Source organism: Donghicola eburneus, from assembly GCF_900115865.1.
In the GTDB taxonomy this organism is placed as follows: Bacteria; Pseudomonadota; Alphaproteobacteria; order Rhodobacterales; family Rhodobacteraceae; genus Donghicola; species Donghicola eburneus.
The window spans coordinates 61,784-76,996 of record NZ_FOXY01000007.1 but is presented as its reverse complement, the minus strand read 5'-3'; the positions used below and the strand labels follow the sequence as shown (position 1 = coordinate 76,996).

Below are 15,213 nucleotides of genomic sequence, written 5' to 3'. Positions count from 1 at the left end.
GGGGTGAATTGGGCCCTAGGCCCAAGAGGGGGCAGACAGCCCCCTTACCCAGCTTCTGTTCACTCGGCGGCGATCTTTACAGCGCGGCGCGCCTCCGACGACGCCAGCGGAAAGACCTTGGCGGGGTTCAAGAGCCACGCCGGATCAAACACGTCCTTCACTGCCATCTGAGCCTCCAGATCAACCGGATCGAACTGGTCCACCATCAGATCGCGCTTCTCGATGCCGACCCCATGCTCGCCAGTCAGACAGCCGCCCACTTCGACGCACAGTCGCAAAATGTCCGCGCCAAAGGCTTCGCATAGCTCCAACTGACCAGGCTGGTTCGCATTGTACAGGATCAACGGATGCATATTGCCGTCACCCGCATGGAAGACGTTTGCCACACCGAGCCCGTATTGCTTCGACAGCTCACCAATACGCCGCAGAACTTCGGGCAGGGCCGAAACGGGGATTGTCCCGTCCAAGCACATGTAGTCGTTGATCTGCCCCATCGCGCCGAATGCTGACTTGCGCCCCAGCCAAATCCGATAGGCCTCGTCTGCGTCCGCTGCCTCTCGATAGTCCACGGGGTTGTGGGCGGCGGCGATTTCTTTGATCAGCCCCAACTGGTGCTGAATTTCCTCGGGGCTGCCCTCGACCTCGATAATCAGCAGCGCTTCACACATGGGGTATCCCGCCTTGGCAAAGGCCTCGCAGGCTTCGATGCAAGGGCGGTCCATGAATTCGATCGCGACGGGCAACACTCCAGCCTTGATGATATCCGACACACAGGCGCCCGCGCCCTCGTTCGTGTCGAACCCCATGAGCACTGGCAGGGCCCCTTCGGGTTTTGCCAGAATGCGCAGGGTCGCCTCGGTCACGACACCGAGCTGCCCTTCGGACCCACAGATCACCCCCAGCAAGTCCAAGCCCGCCGCGTCCAGATGCGCACCTCCGATCTCGGTTACGGTGCCGTCCATCAGCACCATGGTCACGCCCATCAGGTTGTTCGTGGTCACGCCGTACTTCAAGCAGTGCGCCCCACCCGAATTCATCGCGATGTTCCCCGCGATCGCACAGGCCAACTGCGAAGACGGGTCAGGCGCGTAGAAGAAACCGTCTGCCTCCACCGCGCCTGTGACGCTCAGGTTCGTGCGTCCGGTTTGCACACGGATAAAGCGGTTGTCGTAGTCGGTCTCCAGCACCTCGTTCATGCGCGCCACGCCAAGGATCACCGAATCCGCCGTTGGCAGCGCCCCACCCGCGAGCGAGGTTCCCGACCCACGCGGCACCACAGGCACCCCCAGATCATGACAAATCCGCAGCACGTCAGAGACCTCTTGCGTCGAGGCGGGCAAAACCGCCGCCAAGGGCGGACAGCGGTACGCCGTCAGCGCGTCGCATTCATAGGCGCGGGTCTCGGTCTCTTCGTGGATGACCGCATCTTCTGGCAAAACCTCGGACAGTCGCCTGACCAATTCGGCTTTCTTTGCCAGAATGGTGGGGTTTGGTGCTGGCATTTCCATCGCGGGCTCCTTCTCGACATGGCGTGTCTGGTCAAAAAATATAACCAATTTTTCCATCTGGCAAGAACCAAGCGTCCAAACTAGAGTGCAGGCATGACCTGGCTTGACCGTATCACTCTGTTTGAAATCGCAGATTTCTGTGCTGTCACCTTGATGGTGATCGCCTGGCTGCTCATCGGCCTGCGCATCGAGAACCCCGGGAAAAACCCGAGTGTTTCGGTACTTATGGCCCAGTACCGGCGCGAATGGCTGAAGCACATGGTGACACGCCAGCCGCGTATCTTTGACGCAACGGTCCTGAGCGGTTTGCGACAGGCGACCAGTTTCTTTGCGTCCGCCAGTATGATTGCCCTTGGCGGTGGGTTCGCGGCGATTGGCAACTCCGAGCAGTTGCAAGGCGTGGCAGAAGACCTGACGCTCGACACCTCGCCTGCGGTGGTGTGGGAAATCAAAATCCTGTTCATCATGGTCTTCTTGACCAACGCGTTCCTGAAGTTCGTGTGGTCCAACCGGCTCTTTGGCTATTGCGCCGTTCTAATGGCCGCCGTGCCCAACGACCCGAATGACCCCGCAGCTTATGTTCGCGCGGACAAGTCAGCGTCTTTAAACATCAGCGCCGCGCGCGCGTTCAATCGCGGCCTACGGTCGGTCTACTTTGCACTTGGCGCCAGCGCGTGGTTGCTCGGCCCTTGGGCTCTGTTCGCGGCGACGATTTTTACAGTCAGTGTGCTATGGCGGCGCGAGTTTGCCTCGAAGTCGCGCCAAGTCCTGATGGACACGAGCGACGGAATGCCCCCGCCCACGGGCTTGTGACACCACTTGGTCAAAGCGCATGGTACGGTAACGCTCATGCGGATCAGTTCATTGCTTTACCCCTGCCTTATCGGCCTTCTTCTAGGCACGCCTGCCCACGCAGATGAGGGCGTCGTAGAAGCAACCAAGACTACCCGCAAGGGCATGGGCTGGCGTGTTGAAGTCACCGTACGCCACCCCGACTCAGGTTGGGACCACTACATCAATTACTGGATCGTCGAGACGCACGCAGGCGATGAAATTGCGCGCCGCAAACTGCTGCATCCCCATGTCAACGAACAGCCTTTTACGCGGTCGCTGACGAGTTTGACCGTGCCAGACGGCGTTCACAAGGTCTACATCCGCCTACACTGCAAGCGCGACGGGCTCAGCAAGACTCGCTACATGGTCAAACTCAAAAAGTAAGGGTGCGTCAGCTGCGCCCCTCTCTGAGCCACGCTCCGATAATGAGCATCGATACCACAAGCAGCACGGCCCATGCGGGCAACAGCGGAACACGGCTGATGTCCCTTGCCTCGGTCGCATCGCGTGGGGTCAGGCCGATCCATCCTCGCCCGATCGCGGGGCGGCCGGGCCGCACATCACGGATTGCGGGCACGCCGTCGGTCATGTTCCAGACACCGCCACCAGTCGACGCCAGCAGAGGCCCAAGATCGTCGCCGCTGGCGATAGTCTGTTCAAACTCGCGCGGCGCTGCGGGCCCCAAGCCAATGACAATCTCGTGGTCCCCCTCGGCCAGACGGTACAGGCCCATGTCATTGCCCGCAAACAGCGCTTCGTAGCGACCTGGCGAGACCTCTTCCAAAGTTACTTCGGACTCGGTTCCGTCAGGCGCAGTGATCGTTACAGCCCCAACGTCCCCATCCAACGAGCGACGGATGATCCGGATTTGCTGTCCCACAGCTTCGGCGGTCAGCGATTCCTCTTCCAACTCGGGCTCGCCCATCATCCAGTGCGCCAAGCGGCGCAGTAGTTCGAGCTGTGGGCCGCCGCCTTCGAAACCGCGCCCCCAGAGCCACGCCTGATCCGACGCCAGAAGCGCGACGCGCCCCTCCCCCACGCGGTTCAGTAACAAAAGAGGCAGATCGTCAATGCCAGTCATGACGACGTCTGACTCCTTGGGGTCCACCTCGATCTGACGCAGCCAACGGCCCCAGTTCGGATCCCCTTCGATTGGTGCAAGGCCTTCGGTTACGGGATGGCGCTGGCCCTGCTCGGTCACGCGGGGCAAATAGGCTTCTTCGACGACACGGGCGGTTGGTTCGCCGGGCAACACTTCGCCCAAGGGCGAGCGATACAGGCTGTCGACGTTCGCATAGTCCGGTCCAGCCGAGACCAGCACAGCCCCGCCATTTTCGATATAGTTCCGCACGTTATCCAAGTAGAGCGCGGGCAGGATGCCCCGCCGCTTGTAACGGTCGAAAATAATCAGGTCGAAGTCGTCAATCTTGTCCAGAAACAGCTCTCGCGTTGGAAACGCGATCAGGGACAATTCGGTAACGGGCACGCCGTCTTGTTTTTCCGGCGGGCGCAGAATGGTGAAATGCACTAGATCGACCGAGCTGTCGGATTTCAGCAAGTTTCGCCACGTCCGCTCGCCCGCGTGGGGCACACCAGAGACCAGAAGAACCGACAAACGGTCGCGCACGCCATTCATCTGAACCAAAGCGCTGTTGTTGCGATCCGTTAGCTCGCCCTCCACAGCCGTGACCTTAAACTCAATCACGTTGCGCCCCCCGTGGGGCAGCGTCAGCGGCAGTTCCATATCCTGCTCGACCGGGACGCGGACCGTCCGCGCCGGTGCGCCATCGACCGACACCGACAGCTCAGCCGGACCCAGACCTGTGGGCACAGCGCCTTGATCTTCGACCCGTAGAGTCAGCGTGATCTCTTCGTCAAGTATGGCAAAGGCGGGGGCGTTACTGACGATCAGCCTGCGATCCCAATCCGTCTCTTCGCCCGACAGCAAGAGTTGCAGGGGCGCAGGCAGATCGGGCGCGGCGGGCAGATCATGCAGGCGGCCGTCCGACAGCAAGATCGCGCCAGCGATGCGGGCCTTGGGCTCTTCGGCAATCGCCTCGGTCAGGGCGGTCATCAACTGTGTACCCGCGTTGTCCGCACCATCGCCAACGGTGATCCGGCGCACCTCGGTGTTGGGACGCTCTGCTAGGCGTTGGGCCAAAGCTTCGGCCGCTTCGGCAGTCTGGACGGCGCGGTCCGAAAGACGTTGGCTCGCGCTGCGATCTTCAACCAGCAGAACGATATCACTGAGGGGGGCACTGGCCTCTTCTTGCAACGCAGGTCCAGCGAGCGCCAACGCGATCACTGCAACAGCAAGGCCCCGCAACGCCCACCCCGACAAACGCCGGAAAAAAGCCAAAGCTGTAATCGCGATTGCCAGCGCAGCAACCCCATAGACGATCCACAGCGGCACCAAGGGCGCAAAAGCAATTTCGTAACTCATTGGCCCAACCTATCCAGCAGTGCAGGCACGTGCACCTGATCCGATTTGTAGTTGCCCGTGAGCACGTGCATCACAAGGTTCACACCAAAGCGTAGCGCCATTTCGCGCTGGCGTTCGCCGGTATACCCGCGACCGACCGTACGCATCGCGTAGCCTGAATCGTCAATCGCCCATGCGCTGGCCCAGTCATTGCCGCCGACGATCACGGGCGTGACCCCATCGTTCAGATCCCGAAACGGCATGCCCTCAATCTGGATGGCGTCTTCGGGGGCGGCTTCGACCCAGACGTCACGACTATTGTAACGGCCTGGAAAATCCTGAAGCAGGTAAAACGCGCGAGTTAGAACATGGTCCTGTGGGATGCGCTCTAGCGGGGGAATGTCCAGCGGCGCAGCCAGTTCGCGGAGTTTGGCGCCCTCGGGCGAGTTCGCCCCAAGGCGGGCGGTGTCCGCATCACGGGTGTCGAACAGGATCATTCCGCCGCCCCGAAGATATTCGTTCAGTCGCGCATACGCCGCATCAGACGGGCGGGTTTGATCCGGTGTGATCGGCCAGTAGAGCAGCGGATAAAAGGACAGCTCATCCTCTTCCAAATCAACAGAACGCGGGTCGCTCGGTTCCACCGACGTGCGCTCAAAAAGCGTTCGCGCGAGTCCGCGCATTGCCGCCAGAGACAACGTATCCAAGCTCTGATTTCCGGTCAGAACATTGGCAAAAGTCACCTCGCCTGCTGCCAAGATTTCCTCTTCCGCCACGGGTAGCAAGTCCTCTTGGGCGCGAGAGACGTCCGGCTGAAAAGCCAAAGCACAGGCAGCAATGGCTGCAATTGCCCCCCCGCGCAAACGACCACCAACAATCAAGGACGCGATCAGATCAGCCGCCAAGAGCAGCGCGGCAAGTGTCAGAAATACACCACCCAACGGCTGTGCATCGGGCGCAACCAAGGGCTGAACGGACACAGAGGCGGGCCAGACGGCAGGTGTCAAAACGCTGTCCTCTTCGATCAAGTTGCGGGACAAACGGCGGTCCTCGGATTCATACAGACCGGGGCGAAGATCGGGGCCCAGCGGTCGGTCAAACAGGTCCTCTCCTGCCACACCGGGCAGCGCGTCGCCGCTGGTCAAGCGGCCGAACCCATCCAGCACCTGCATCGGTTGCCACGTGGTGCCCGCCAATTGCGCGGCCTCGGGGCGGCTGGTGTGGGACGAGATCGACAACCGCTCGAGCATCTGCACAAACAGACCGGACAGGGGCAACGTGCTCCATTCCGCGTTAGCGGTCACGTGGAACAAAACGATCTGCCCTGCCCCGTGCGCCTTGCGCGTGACCAGAGGAGTGCCGTCGCTCAGACTGGCAATGACGCGATCCGTCAGAGTGGGATCAGGCTGCGCGACCACCTGAGAGGTCACATCCACATCATCTGGCAACGGAAGTCCGGCAAAAGGGCTGTCCTCGGGAAACGGCGCCAGTGTCTTGGGGTCGCCCCAACTCATCGCCCCACCCACGCTGCGACCACCGACACGCAGCCGCACAGGTAGCAACGGGTCTTCGCTATCGCGGGACACGTCGCTGGCCGCGAGGCGCGGACCGGCAAAACGCACGAGTTGTCCGCCCCCATCAATCCACTCCAGCAACTCCGCCTCTTCTTGCGGCGCCAGACGCGCAACATCAGCAAGTATGATCGTATCAGGGTTCGCCAGAAGAATATCCTCGAGCCCACCATCCAGCAGGTCAGCCGTTGGCTCCAGCGCTTGACGCAGATAGTGCAGCGGAGACAACAGATCCAAAGCCTCGCGGTCGCGGCCACCATCGATCAAGGCCACTTCGCGGCGTTGCAGTCGATCGTCCGTCAGGGTCACAGCGCCTGAACTGCGCACACCGTCTAGCGAAAAGCGGGTCACGCGGGCCCGAATCTCCGAAGGCAGCTCAATGGTCGTACTGGCCTCTGCCTCGCCTGCTTCAAAGGTGATCGCCCCAGTTCCAAGAATGCGCTCGACACCGGACGGATCAGGACCAAGCGCGGAAATGGTGAACTCTTGAGCGGGGCCCGCGGTCAAGCGCATCGCGGACAAAGTCAGTTCCGCGCCATCTGCGACGGGCGGCATCAGGACAGTGGGCGTGGTCGCGGTATCAAAGACAGTCAGGTTACCGCGCTCGGATAGCGCCGCGACCAATTCCGCTCGTCCATCGTAATCTAGACCATCGCTAAGCCACCATGTGTCGAAATCACCCTCCGGCAGCGTCACGTCAAATCGCGGTTCCCAAGGCGCTGGGGCCAGACCGGGCAAGCCCTCGATCACAGCGTCGGCATCAGCGAAGGTCACGGGTGCAGGCGCTGTTAACGGCAAAATGGCGACGGGGCGGCCATTGCGGCCCGCTTCGGCCAGCATCGGCTCCAGCCGTGCCACCCGTGCTCGCCAATCGGTCGCGCTGGCCCAACTTGCATCTAGCACAACCAGAATCGGCCCGCGCCCGCTCTGCCGCGCATCAGGATTCAGGACGGGGCCCGCCAAACCGATGATCACCGCAGCAACCGCAAGCATCCGCAACAGAAGCAGCCACCAAGGCGTCTTGTCGCTCTGATGTTCGTCATCTTGAAGTCCGAGCAAAAGGGAAACCGCAGGGAATTTACGGCGAATGGGTGCGGGCGGCACCGCGCGCAGCAAAAACCAGAGAACAGGCAGAGCAATTAGCCCCACCAGCAACCAAGGCGCCGAAAATCCAAGGGCTCCGAAAACGGTCATTTAGCGCGCTCCTTGTACGGCCTGATACACCCAGAGCAGCGCCGATTGCGCATTTTCAGAGGTGTGATGGTGTCCCAGCATCCATCCGGTGCTCAGGGCAAGGTCAGCCAGTTCCGCTTTCCGCTCGGCCAAGCGCGCCAGATACCGCTCGCGCAGCGTGTCGGCGCGCAGGGTTTCATGACGGACGCCACCAGTGATGCTCTCGAAAATGGTGCGACCGCGGAAGGGGAACTCTTCTTCGGCAGGGTCTAGCACCTGCAACAAGGCCCCGCGAATGCCGCGACCGGCAGCGCGGGTCAGGACGCGTTTCAGGGGCTCTAGATCCCCTAGAAAATCCGATACAATCAGGGCACGGCTGTTCGGCACCATGGGTGATAGGTCTGGCACACCGTAATCGTCTGGCCTGTCTTCGGTCAGAGCCACAGCGATCCGTTCCAGCTGCCCCGTCCCACGGCGCGGCGGCAAAACTGCACCCAAGGCAACGCGTTCTCCGCCCCGCACCAGCAGCACAGCCGCCGCCATGCCGATCACACGGGCGCGTTCGGCTTTGGTCGGTTGCCCTTCGCTGCTTGCGAAATTCATAGAACTGGCCTGATCCACCCAAAGCAAAGCACTCTGCGCAATCTGCCATTCGCGCTGCTTGATATACTGTTCGTCCCCACGTGCGGACCGCCGCCAATCGATCAAGCGTGCATCGTCGCCGGTTTGTAATTGCCGATACTGCCAGAATGCCTCGCCCGCGCCAGACCGTTTCCGCCCATGATCCCCAAGCTGCACGTTTGCGGCCAAGCGTTCAGCGCTGGCAAGCAGAGGGGGATACGCAGCGGCCAAGGCCTCTGCGCGGCTGCGCAAGTGGGAGGCTTGGGTCACGCGGCGGCCTCGTGTCCGGTGATCTGGGCCACCCCTTTGGCAATGACGTCTTCGATCCGCTGGCCACGGGCACGGGCGGCGAAAGTCAGTTGCATCCGGTGACGTAGAACGGGGTCGGCCATGCTGGCGACATCTTCGGCGCTGGGGGCCAAGCGCCCATTCAGCATCGCCTCGGCGCGAACCGCCAGCATCAGGGCCTGTGCAGCACGGGGACCTGGGCCCCAAGACACGTCCTGAACGACCTCGGATAGCGCAGTTGGATCCTCGGGGCGGAAGGCACGGACCAGATCAAGGATCATCTCGACGACGCTGTCACCCACAGGCATCCGGCGCAGAAGCTGCTGCGCACCAATCAATTCTTCAGCGGTAAAGACCTGACGCGATGCCTCTTCGCTGGCACCGGTGGTAGCGAGCAAGATGGCCTTCTCGGTGTCGCGGTCCGGGTACTGCACATTGATCTGCACAAGGAAACGGTCCAGCTGCGCTTCGGGCAGCGGGTATGTGCCCTCTTGGTCGATTGGGTTCTGGGTTGCCAAAACGTGGAACGGCGCGGGCAAGGGACGGGTTTCCCCGCCGATCGACACTTCACGCTCTTGCATCGCTTGCAGCAGTGCAGACTGAGTGCGTGGGCTGGCACGGTTGATCTCGTCCGCCATCAACAGCTGACAAAAAATTGGCCCTTCGAGAAAACGAAATGCGCGACGCCCGTCGGGGTCTGCTTCCAGCACCTCGGAGCCCAGAATATCGGCAGGCATCAGGTCGGGCGTAAATTGCACGCGTTTCCCGTTCAGACCCATCACCGTGGACAAGGTTTCGACCAGTCGCGTCTTGCCCAAACCGGGCAAACCAATCAGCAAACCGTGACCGCCACAAAGCAGCGAGGTCAGGGTCAGGTCAACAACGCGTGTCTGACCAATGAACCGTTTGGTGATAGACTCGCTGGCCAGAGCCAGTTTTTCCTCGAAGGTTTCGATTTCGGACACCAGATCGGCGGTTTCGGTCATGGTGTGGCTCCTGCTCTGGGGAATGCTATATGGACTAAGGGTATCTCAGGAATCCGAAATGGCAAAAGGGAACTAAAAACACATGACCGTGAAGCCATCCGCAGATGACATCGCTGCCGCAGCCCGTGCTGCTTCCAAAGGCGGCCTCCCCCCGATCCACAAATGGAACCCGCCGTTTTGCGGCGATCTGGACATGCGCATCGCGCGGGACGGCACATGGTTTTATAACGGAACGCCAATCGGTCGCGCCCCCTTGGTCCGACTGTTTTCCACGATTCTCAAGCGCGAGGACGGAAAGTACTTCCTTGTCACTCCGGTCGAGAAGGTGGGCATAACGGTCGATGACGCGCCATTCGTTGCCATTGATTTTGAGGTGGCGGGGACCGAGGAAAACGCCGTTCTGACATTTCAAACAAATGTCGGAGACCAGACCGCTGCGGGGCCAGAGCACCCAATCCGTGTGATCCGCGACCCAGAGACAGGCGAGCCCTCGCCCTATGTCCATGTCCGTGACGACCTGGAGGCTCTGATCGACCGCAAAAGCTTTTACCGTCTGATTGACCTAGGCCAGCATCAGGATCACAACGGAGTCAGCTGGTTCGGGATCATGTCTAGCGGCCAGTTCTTTCCCATCATTCCATCGGCAGAATTGGAATAACGCAGGTTCGAGTGTGCGGGAATGACGCCTTCACATCACGACCCACTCAGATATTCTGTTTCCTCTATATTTTCTGAGAGTGGACCGACATTATGATCCATCCCAAGTTCGCCCCCTACCTCTTTAGCCTGCTGCTGTCGGGGATGATGTCCTGCCTTGTGTCCGGCATTGCCACTTATCGTGCGCTCGGGTTTGTTCCCAACTTTGTCGCCGAATGGATGGGTGCGTGGGGCTCCAGCTGGCTGGTCGCCTTCCCTGCCGTTCTTGTGGTTGCGCCAATTGCACGCCGCCTCGTGGCGCTCTTGGTGCGGTCCCCCGACGCGGCCTAATGACCGATTGCAGGGGCGTTTGGACACGCCTCTGACGCCGTCTCGATCTCCAGCGTTACGTGGCTGATCCCCTTGTCTGTCAGCATCGCGCGCACACGGTCGCGGATGACCATGGCCGAGGACCAGTCCGGATCGGACACCACCACATGCACCTGCAGCGCGGCCTCATGCTCTGTCATCTGCCATAGGTGTAGATGATGCGCGGCGGCAACGCCTTCTTCGCCCTGTATGTGGTTCAACAGATCTTCGGCGCTGTGATCGGGCGGGCTGGCCAGCATCAGGTTGCGGATCACCGGTCCGATTTCGGTTGCCGCAAGCCACAAAATATAACCCGCGATCAGGAGCGTGATGATCGGGTCGATCAGCCGCCAGTCGTACAGAATGACCAATACGCCGCCGATGATCACACCCAATGATCCCAGCGCATCAGACAGATTGTGCACAAAGGCCGCGCGAATGTTGGCGCTGTCCTTGGACAATTTGAGCGTCAAGAGCGCGGTCGCCAGATCAATCACCAGCGCAATCCCCGCGACGATTACTACGGTCCAGCCTTGAATCGCGGGCGGGTCAATCAGGCGCTGCACCCCCTCCCACGCGAGGTAGAGGCTGATCACGATCAGCGTGGTGTAGTTTACGAGCGCGGCCACCATCTCTGCCCGCCCATAACCAAAGGTCATCTGCGCGTCAGCAGGACGTCGCGCGATCTTGCGCGCAAAGAACGCGATGAGCAGAGAGATCGCATCGCTTAGGTTATGGACCGCGTCCGCGATCAGCGCGATCGATCCCGAAATGACACCCCCGACGATCTGCGCCACAGTCAGCAACAAATTGATTGCGACAGCAAAGGCTACCTGACGGTCGCCAGCCTCGGGATCAATGTGATGGTGATGATGCCCGTGTTGGCCGTGATGGCTGTGGGAATGCCCCATGGTGTGCCCCTTTTTCTGTCACCCCAAGGTCCCGCGTTTGCCTTTGGGCCGCAAGAGACGATTGCGAGAAAATCGACGCAGATCAGGAGGCGGCGCGCAGGCCAGTGTCGCTCATGTCAGAACAGGCTTCGATATCGGCGACAGTCTGCTGGATCAGCCGCTTACGTGCTCCCAACTGCGTCCACCCATGCCCGCCGATGCTGTAACGATGCAGGCGCGCTTGTTCGCCCCACAGCGACAGGTACCTCTCTGACGCGCGGATTGGCACGATTGGATCATCTTCGGCGTGGTGCAGATTTACGGGCCCGTCGTAATTACCCAGCCCCCTGTAGGGATCGAACGCACGCGCATCATTGATGAACGGCGCACCAACGCCTTGGCCATCGAAATCGAATAGCTCTTCTTCGGGGTTCTCAGGCAGCGGATCGCCCATAATATGGCCCGCATTGATATCCTCGACAAAGCTTGCAGCCGGAGCCCATAGGTTCAGGGATTTCATCAAATCCGGCCGTTCACCGGCCAGAACAGCGGCACCCATTCCACCCAAAGAGTGTCCTACGACGTGCATTGGGCGGCCAACCCGTTGCTTCATGGTGTCGAGAACGGTTTCCAGTTGGCGCACCTCGTCCGAGGCTGTGATTTCCGAGAATTCACCATCACTCTCACCATGCCCCAAGCGGTCAAAGGCCAGCACTGCGTACCCCTCATCATGCAGGGCGCGGGCGATCTGAACCAGCAAACGGCCAGTGCCATACCGGTTGCTCGAGAAGCCATGATTCAGGACCACGTAATCTATCGGAGCAGGCACCTGATAAAAGCTGGCCCGCAATGTGAGTCCGCGATGCAAAAATACAAAATTCTTTGGAACTTTCAAAACACTGCTCCCCCAAATCTCCTGCAAGATAACACAAAATTCGGGGGATTGTTCCAGAGTTTTCAGGGATTAATGCGCCTCGGCCCAAGTTCGCCCACGGCCCGCGTCTACGATCAAAGGCACATCCAAATGGATAGCAGGCATTGCAGAGCTTTCCATCACATCCTTGGCCGTTTTGATCAAATCATCGACCGCGCCTTCTTCCACTTCGAACAGCAATTCGTCGTGCACCTGTAGCAGCATTTTTGCAGGCAGATCAGCGATTGCGTCAGGCATCCGGATCATGGCGCGGCGGATGATATCGGCAGCGGTGCCCTGAATCGGTGCGTTGATCGCCGCACGCTTGGCAAAACCGGCCCGAGGCCCCTTGGCTGCGATCTCGGGCGTGTGGATTTTGCGGCCAAACATTGTTTCCACGAACAGGTGTTCTTTGGCAAAGGTCACGGTGTCATCCATGTAGTCCTTTATGCCGGGGAAACGCTCGAAATAGCGGTCGATAAAGCCCTGCGCTTCGGCGCGTGGAATGCGCAGGTTGCGGGCCAGACCAAAGCCGGAAATGCCGTAAATGACGCCAAAGTTGATCGCTTTGGCCTGACGGCGCACCTCGGGGGTCATTTCATCCAGCGGCACGCCGAACATTTCGGACGCGGTGGCGGCGTGAATGTCCTGCCCCTCGCGGAATGCTTCTTTCAGGCTGTCGATCCCCGCGACGTGGGCCAGAATCCGAAGTTCGATCTGGCTATAGTCGAGCGCGACCAGAACCTTGCCCTCGGGCGCAATGAACGCCTCGCGGATGCGGCGCCCCTCTTCGCTCCGGATTGGGATGTTCTGCAGGTTCGGATCGGTCGAGGACAAACGCCCCGTTGCTGCGCCGGTCTGCATATAGCTCGTGTGCACGCGGCCCGTGTCGGGGTTGATGTGGTCTTGCAGCGCGTCGGTGTAGGTCGATTTCAGCTTGGACAGTTGACGCCAGTCCAGAACGCGGCCGGGCAGTTCATGCTCGGTCGACAAGTCCTCTAGAATATCGGCACCTGTGGCATAGGCGCCGGTCTTGCCCTTCTTGCCGCCCTCGTATCCGAGCTTGTCGAACATGATCTCGCCAAGCTGTTTGGGGCTGCCCACGTTGAACTTTTCGCCCGCAAGCTCGTGGATCTCTTCCTCGAGCATCGCCATTTTCTGGGCAAAGGCGTTTGACATCCGGCTGAGGGTGTCGCGGTCCACCAGCACGCCTTCACGCTCCATCTGGGCCAGCACGGGGACCAAGGGGCGTTCCAGACGTTCGTACACGCGGGTCACCTTTTCGCGGTGCAGTTCGGGCTGGAACTTCTGCCAGAGGCGCAGGGTGATATCCGCATCCTCGGCTGCATAGCGGGTCGCCTTTTCCACATCGACCTTGTCAAAGGTGATCATGGATTTGCCGCTGCCGATCAGTTCTTTGATCGGGATCGGATTGTGCCCCAGATAGCGTTCAGACAGGGCGTCCATACCGTGCCCATGCAAACCGGAATAAAGCGCATAGGACATCAACATAGTGTCCGCGATGCCCTGCACCGTGATCCCGTAATTCTGGAAAATCTTGATGTCGTACTTGGCGTTCTGGAAAATCTTCAGCACCGAAGCATCCTCCAGCACTGGTTTCAGCAGCGACAGGCAGGTGTCGAAGTCCATCTGCCCTTCGGCCTTTTCAGCGCCGCCGAACAGATCGCCATCGCCGGTGGTGTGCCCGACGGGGATGTAGCAGGCCTTGCCCGCCTCGGTGGACAGGGACACGCCAACCAGATCAGCGACCATCTCGTCGAGTGCGGTGGTTTCGGTGTCGATGGCCACATAGCCCTGCTGGCGGATGACTGCGATCCACTCTTCCAGCTGCGCGGGATCGGTCAGGCAGGTGTAATTCTCGGGCGCGAAAGGAATATCCTCGACCTGAGCGGCGTCGGCTGCGTCAGGCGCGGTCGGCGCTTTGTCCTCGATCACCGGTGCTTCAGCGTCCAGCGCGTCGGCGATCCGTTTAGTCAGGGTGCGGAATTCCATCTTGGCAAGGAAGCCAAGCAGCACCTCTGGATCGGGGTCGCGGATTTCCAGATCATCCAGCGTGAATTCCAGAGGCGTTTTGCAGTCCAACTCTACAAGCCTCTTGGACAGCTCGATCTGTTCTCGCTTTTCGATCAGGGTCTGGCGCCGTTTCGGCTGCTTGATCTCTTCGGCACGGTCGAGCAAGTCCTCAAGGCTTCCGTATTCGTTGATCAAGAGCGCTGCGGTCTTGATCCCGATGCCAGGCGCGCCGGGCACGTTGTCCACGCTGTCACCGGCCAGAGCCTGTACGTCCACGACGCGTTCTGGTCCCACACCGAATTTCTCTTCGACGCCTTCGCGGTCGATCAGCTTGTTCTTCATGGCGTCAAACATCACGACGCCATCGCCCACCAACTGCATCAAATCCTTGTCCGAGGACACGATGGTGACACGTCCGCCCGCATCCCGCGCCTGATGGCAGAGAGTCGCGATAATGTCGTCGGCCTCGTAGCCCTCCATCTCCTCGCAGGCGATGTTGAAGGCGCGAGTCGCCTCGCGGGTCAGCGGGATCTGTGGACGCAGGTCCTCGGGCATCGCCTCGCGGTTGGCTTTGTACTGGTCGTACATGTCATTACGGAAGGTATGGCTGCCCTTGTCGAAAATCACGGCGATGTGGGTAGGCGCGTCCGCCCCAGCCGTGCCCTCAACATAGCGCTGGAGCATGTTGCAAAACCCGCTGACCGCACCGATCGGCAGGCCGTCTGACTTGCGGGTCAGAGGCGGCAGCGCATGGTAGGCCCGAAAAATGAAAGCGGACCCGTCAATGAGGTGCAGATGGCAGCCTTTGCCGAATGTCGTGCTCATGAATGCGCTCCTTCCTGCTGTTGGGTCAGGTAATGCCACGTCCGGAACGCCTCTTCCAGCGCCGATCAACAGGTGGCGCCACTCGAGCGGCTGATCAGCGTGCTGCGCGCAGTGAAACGAGCGGGCCTGCGCTCAAAACACAG

The 15,213-nt window shown here is 60.4% G+C and carries 12 protein-coding genes; 4 read left to right on the top strand and 8 right to left on the bottom strand.

Annotated features, from left to right (window positions below; genetic code table 11):
• Window positions 1–59: 59 nt before the first annotated feature.
• The gene (locus tag BM225_RS13260; protein ID WP_072704881.1) at window positions 60–1,508 is read right to left on the bottom strand and encodes an FAD-linked oxidase C-terminal domain-containing protein; all 1,449 of its coding nucleotides are present in this window, start codon (window positions 1,506–1,508) and stop codon (window positions 60–62) included.
• A 93-nt stretch (window positions 1,509–1,601) separates the two neighbouring features.
• On the opposite strand from BM225_RS13260, the gene BM225_RS13255 reads away from it, so the two are divergent.
• Both BM225_RS13255 and BM225_RS13250 read left to right on the top strand, forming a co-directional pair.
• On the top strand, window positions 1,602–2,321 hold the full coding sequence (locus BM225_RS13255; protein ID WP_072704878.1) for a DUF599 domain-containing protein: 720 nt from the start codon (window positions 1,602–1,604) through the stop codon (window positions 2,319–2,321).
• 36 nt (window positions 2,322–2,357) lie between these two features.
• Window positions 2,358–2,726, top strand: coding sequence for a hypothetical protein (locus BM225_RS13250; RefSeq protein ID WP_072704875.1), 369 nt, complete (start codon window positions 2,358–2,360; stop codon window positions 2,724–2,726).
• A gap of 7 nt (window positions 2,727–2,733) precedes the next feature.
• Here BM225_RS13250 and BM225_RS13245 read toward each other — a convergent pair whose 3' ends face one another.
• Genes BM225_RS13245 through BM225_RS13230 form a run of 4 tightly spaced genes read right to left on the bottom strand, consistent with a single transcriptional unit; the run spans window position 2,734 to window position 9,403 of the window.
• On the bottom strand, window positions 2,734–4,785 hold the full coding sequence (locus BM225_RS13245) for a hypothetical protein (RefSeq protein WP_072704872.1): 2,052 nt from the start codon (window positions 4,783–4,785) through the stop codon (window positions 2,734–2,736).
• Entirely contained in the window at window positions 4,782–7,529 is a 2,748-nt protein-coding gene (locus BM225_RS13240; RefSeq protein ID WP_072704869.1) for a DUF4159 domain-containing protein, read from the bottom strand. Before BM225_RS13240 ends, BM225_RS13245 begins: the two co-directional genes overlap by 4 nt.
• A complete protein-coding gene (locus BM225_RS13235) occupies window positions 7,530–8,399 on the bottom strand; it encodes a DUF58 domain-containing protein (RefSeq protein ID WP_072704866.1) in 870 nt (289 codons plus the stop codon).
• Window positions 8,396–9,403, bottom strand: a complete 1,008-nt coding sequence (locus BM225_RS13230) for an AAA family ATPase (RefSeq protein ID WP_072704863.1) — start codon at window positions 9,401–9,403, stop codon at window positions 8,396–8,398. Before BM225_RS13230 ends, BM225_RS13235 begins: the two co-directional genes overlap by 4 nt.
• Before the next feature lie 82 nt (window positions 9,404–9,485).
• On the opposite strand from BM225_RS13230, the gene BM225_RS13225 reads away from it, so the two are divergent.
• The gene (locus BM225_RS13225; protein WP_072704860.1) at window positions 9,486–10,061 is read left to right on the top strand and encodes a DUF1285 domain-containing protein; all 576 of its coding nucleotides are present in this window, start codon (window positions 9,486–9,488) and stop codon (window positions 10,059–10,061) included.
• A gap of 92 nt (window positions 10,062–10,153) precedes the next feature.
• On the top strand, window positions 10,154–10,390 hold the full coding sequence (locus BM225_RS13220; RefSeq protein ID WP_072704857.1) for a DUF2798 domain-containing protein: 237 nt from the start codon (window positions 10,154–10,156) through the stop codon (window positions 10,388–10,390).
• Here the strand turns inward: BM225_RS13220 and BM225_RS13215 are convergent.
• The 3 genes from BM225_RS13215 to polA all read right to left on the bottom strand — a co-directional run bounded on the left by BM225_RS13215 (window position 10,387) and on the right by polA (window position 15,070).
• Window positions 10,387–11,319 carry a cation diffusion facilitator family transporter gene (locus BM225_RS13215; RefSeq protein ID WP_072704854.1) on the bottom strand — a complete coding sequence of 311 codons (933 nt, stop codon included), beginning with the start codon at window positions 11,317–11,319 and terminating at the stop codon, window positions 10,387–10,389. The genes BM225_RS13220 and BM225_RS13215 overlap by 4 nt on opposite strands.
• An 82-nt stretch (window positions 11,320–11,401) precedes the next feature.
• Entirely contained in the window at window positions 11,402–12,166 is a 765-nt protein-coding gene (locus BM225_RS13210; protein ID WP_177218626.1) for an alpha/beta hydrolase, read from the bottom strand.
• Between the two features lie 96 nt (window positions 12,167–12,262).
• A complete protein-coding gene (gene polA, locus BM225_RS13205) occupies window positions 12,263–15,070 on the bottom strand; it encodes a DNA polymerase I (protein ID WP_072704842.1) in 2,808 nt (935 codons plus the stop codon).
• Window positions 15,071–15,213 lie beyond the last annotated feature (143 nt).

Bases quoted from the DNA above. Each gene is read 5' to 3' on its own strand.
- BM225_RS13260 (WP_072704881.1), bottom strand. From the start codon at position 1,508: ATGGAAATGCCAGCACCAAACCCCACCATTCTGGCAAAGAAAGCCGAA.
- BM225_RS13255 (WP_072704878.1), top strand. From the start codon at position 1,602: ATGACCTGGCTTGACCGTATCACTCTGTTTGAAATCGCAGATTTCTGT.
- BM225_RS13250 (WP_072704875.1), top strand. From the start codon at position 2,358: ATGCGGATCAGTTCATTGCTTTACCCCTGCCTTATCGGCCTTCTTCTA.
- BM225_RS13245 (WP_072704872.1), bottom strand. From the start codon at position 4,785: ATGAGTTACGAAATTGCTTTTGCGCCCTTGGTGCCGCTGTGGATCGTC.
- BM225_RS13240 (WP_072704869.1), bottom strand. From the start codon at position 7,529: ATGACCGTTTTCGGAGCCCTTGGATTTTCGGCGCCTTGGTTGCTGGTG.
- BM225_RS13230 (WP_072704863.1), bottom strand. From the start codon at position 9,403: ATGACCGAAACCGCCGATCTGGTGTCCGAAATCGAAACCTTCGAGGAA.
- BM225_RS13225 (WP_072704860.1), top strand. From the start codon at position 9,486: ATGACCGTGAAGCCATCCGCAGATGACATCGCTGCCGCAGCCCGTGCT.
- BM225_RS13220 (WP_072704857.1), top strand. From the start codon at position 10,154: ATGATCCATCCCAAGTTCGCCCCCTACCTCTTTAGCCTGCTGCTGTCG.
- BM225_RS13215 (WP_072704854.1), bottom strand. From the start codon at position 11,319: ATGGGGCATTCCCACAGCCATCACGGCCAACACGGGCATCATCACCAT.
- polA (WP_072704842.1), bottom strand. From the start codon at position 15,070: ATGAGCACGACATTCGGCAAAGGCTGCCATCTGCACCTCATTGACGGG.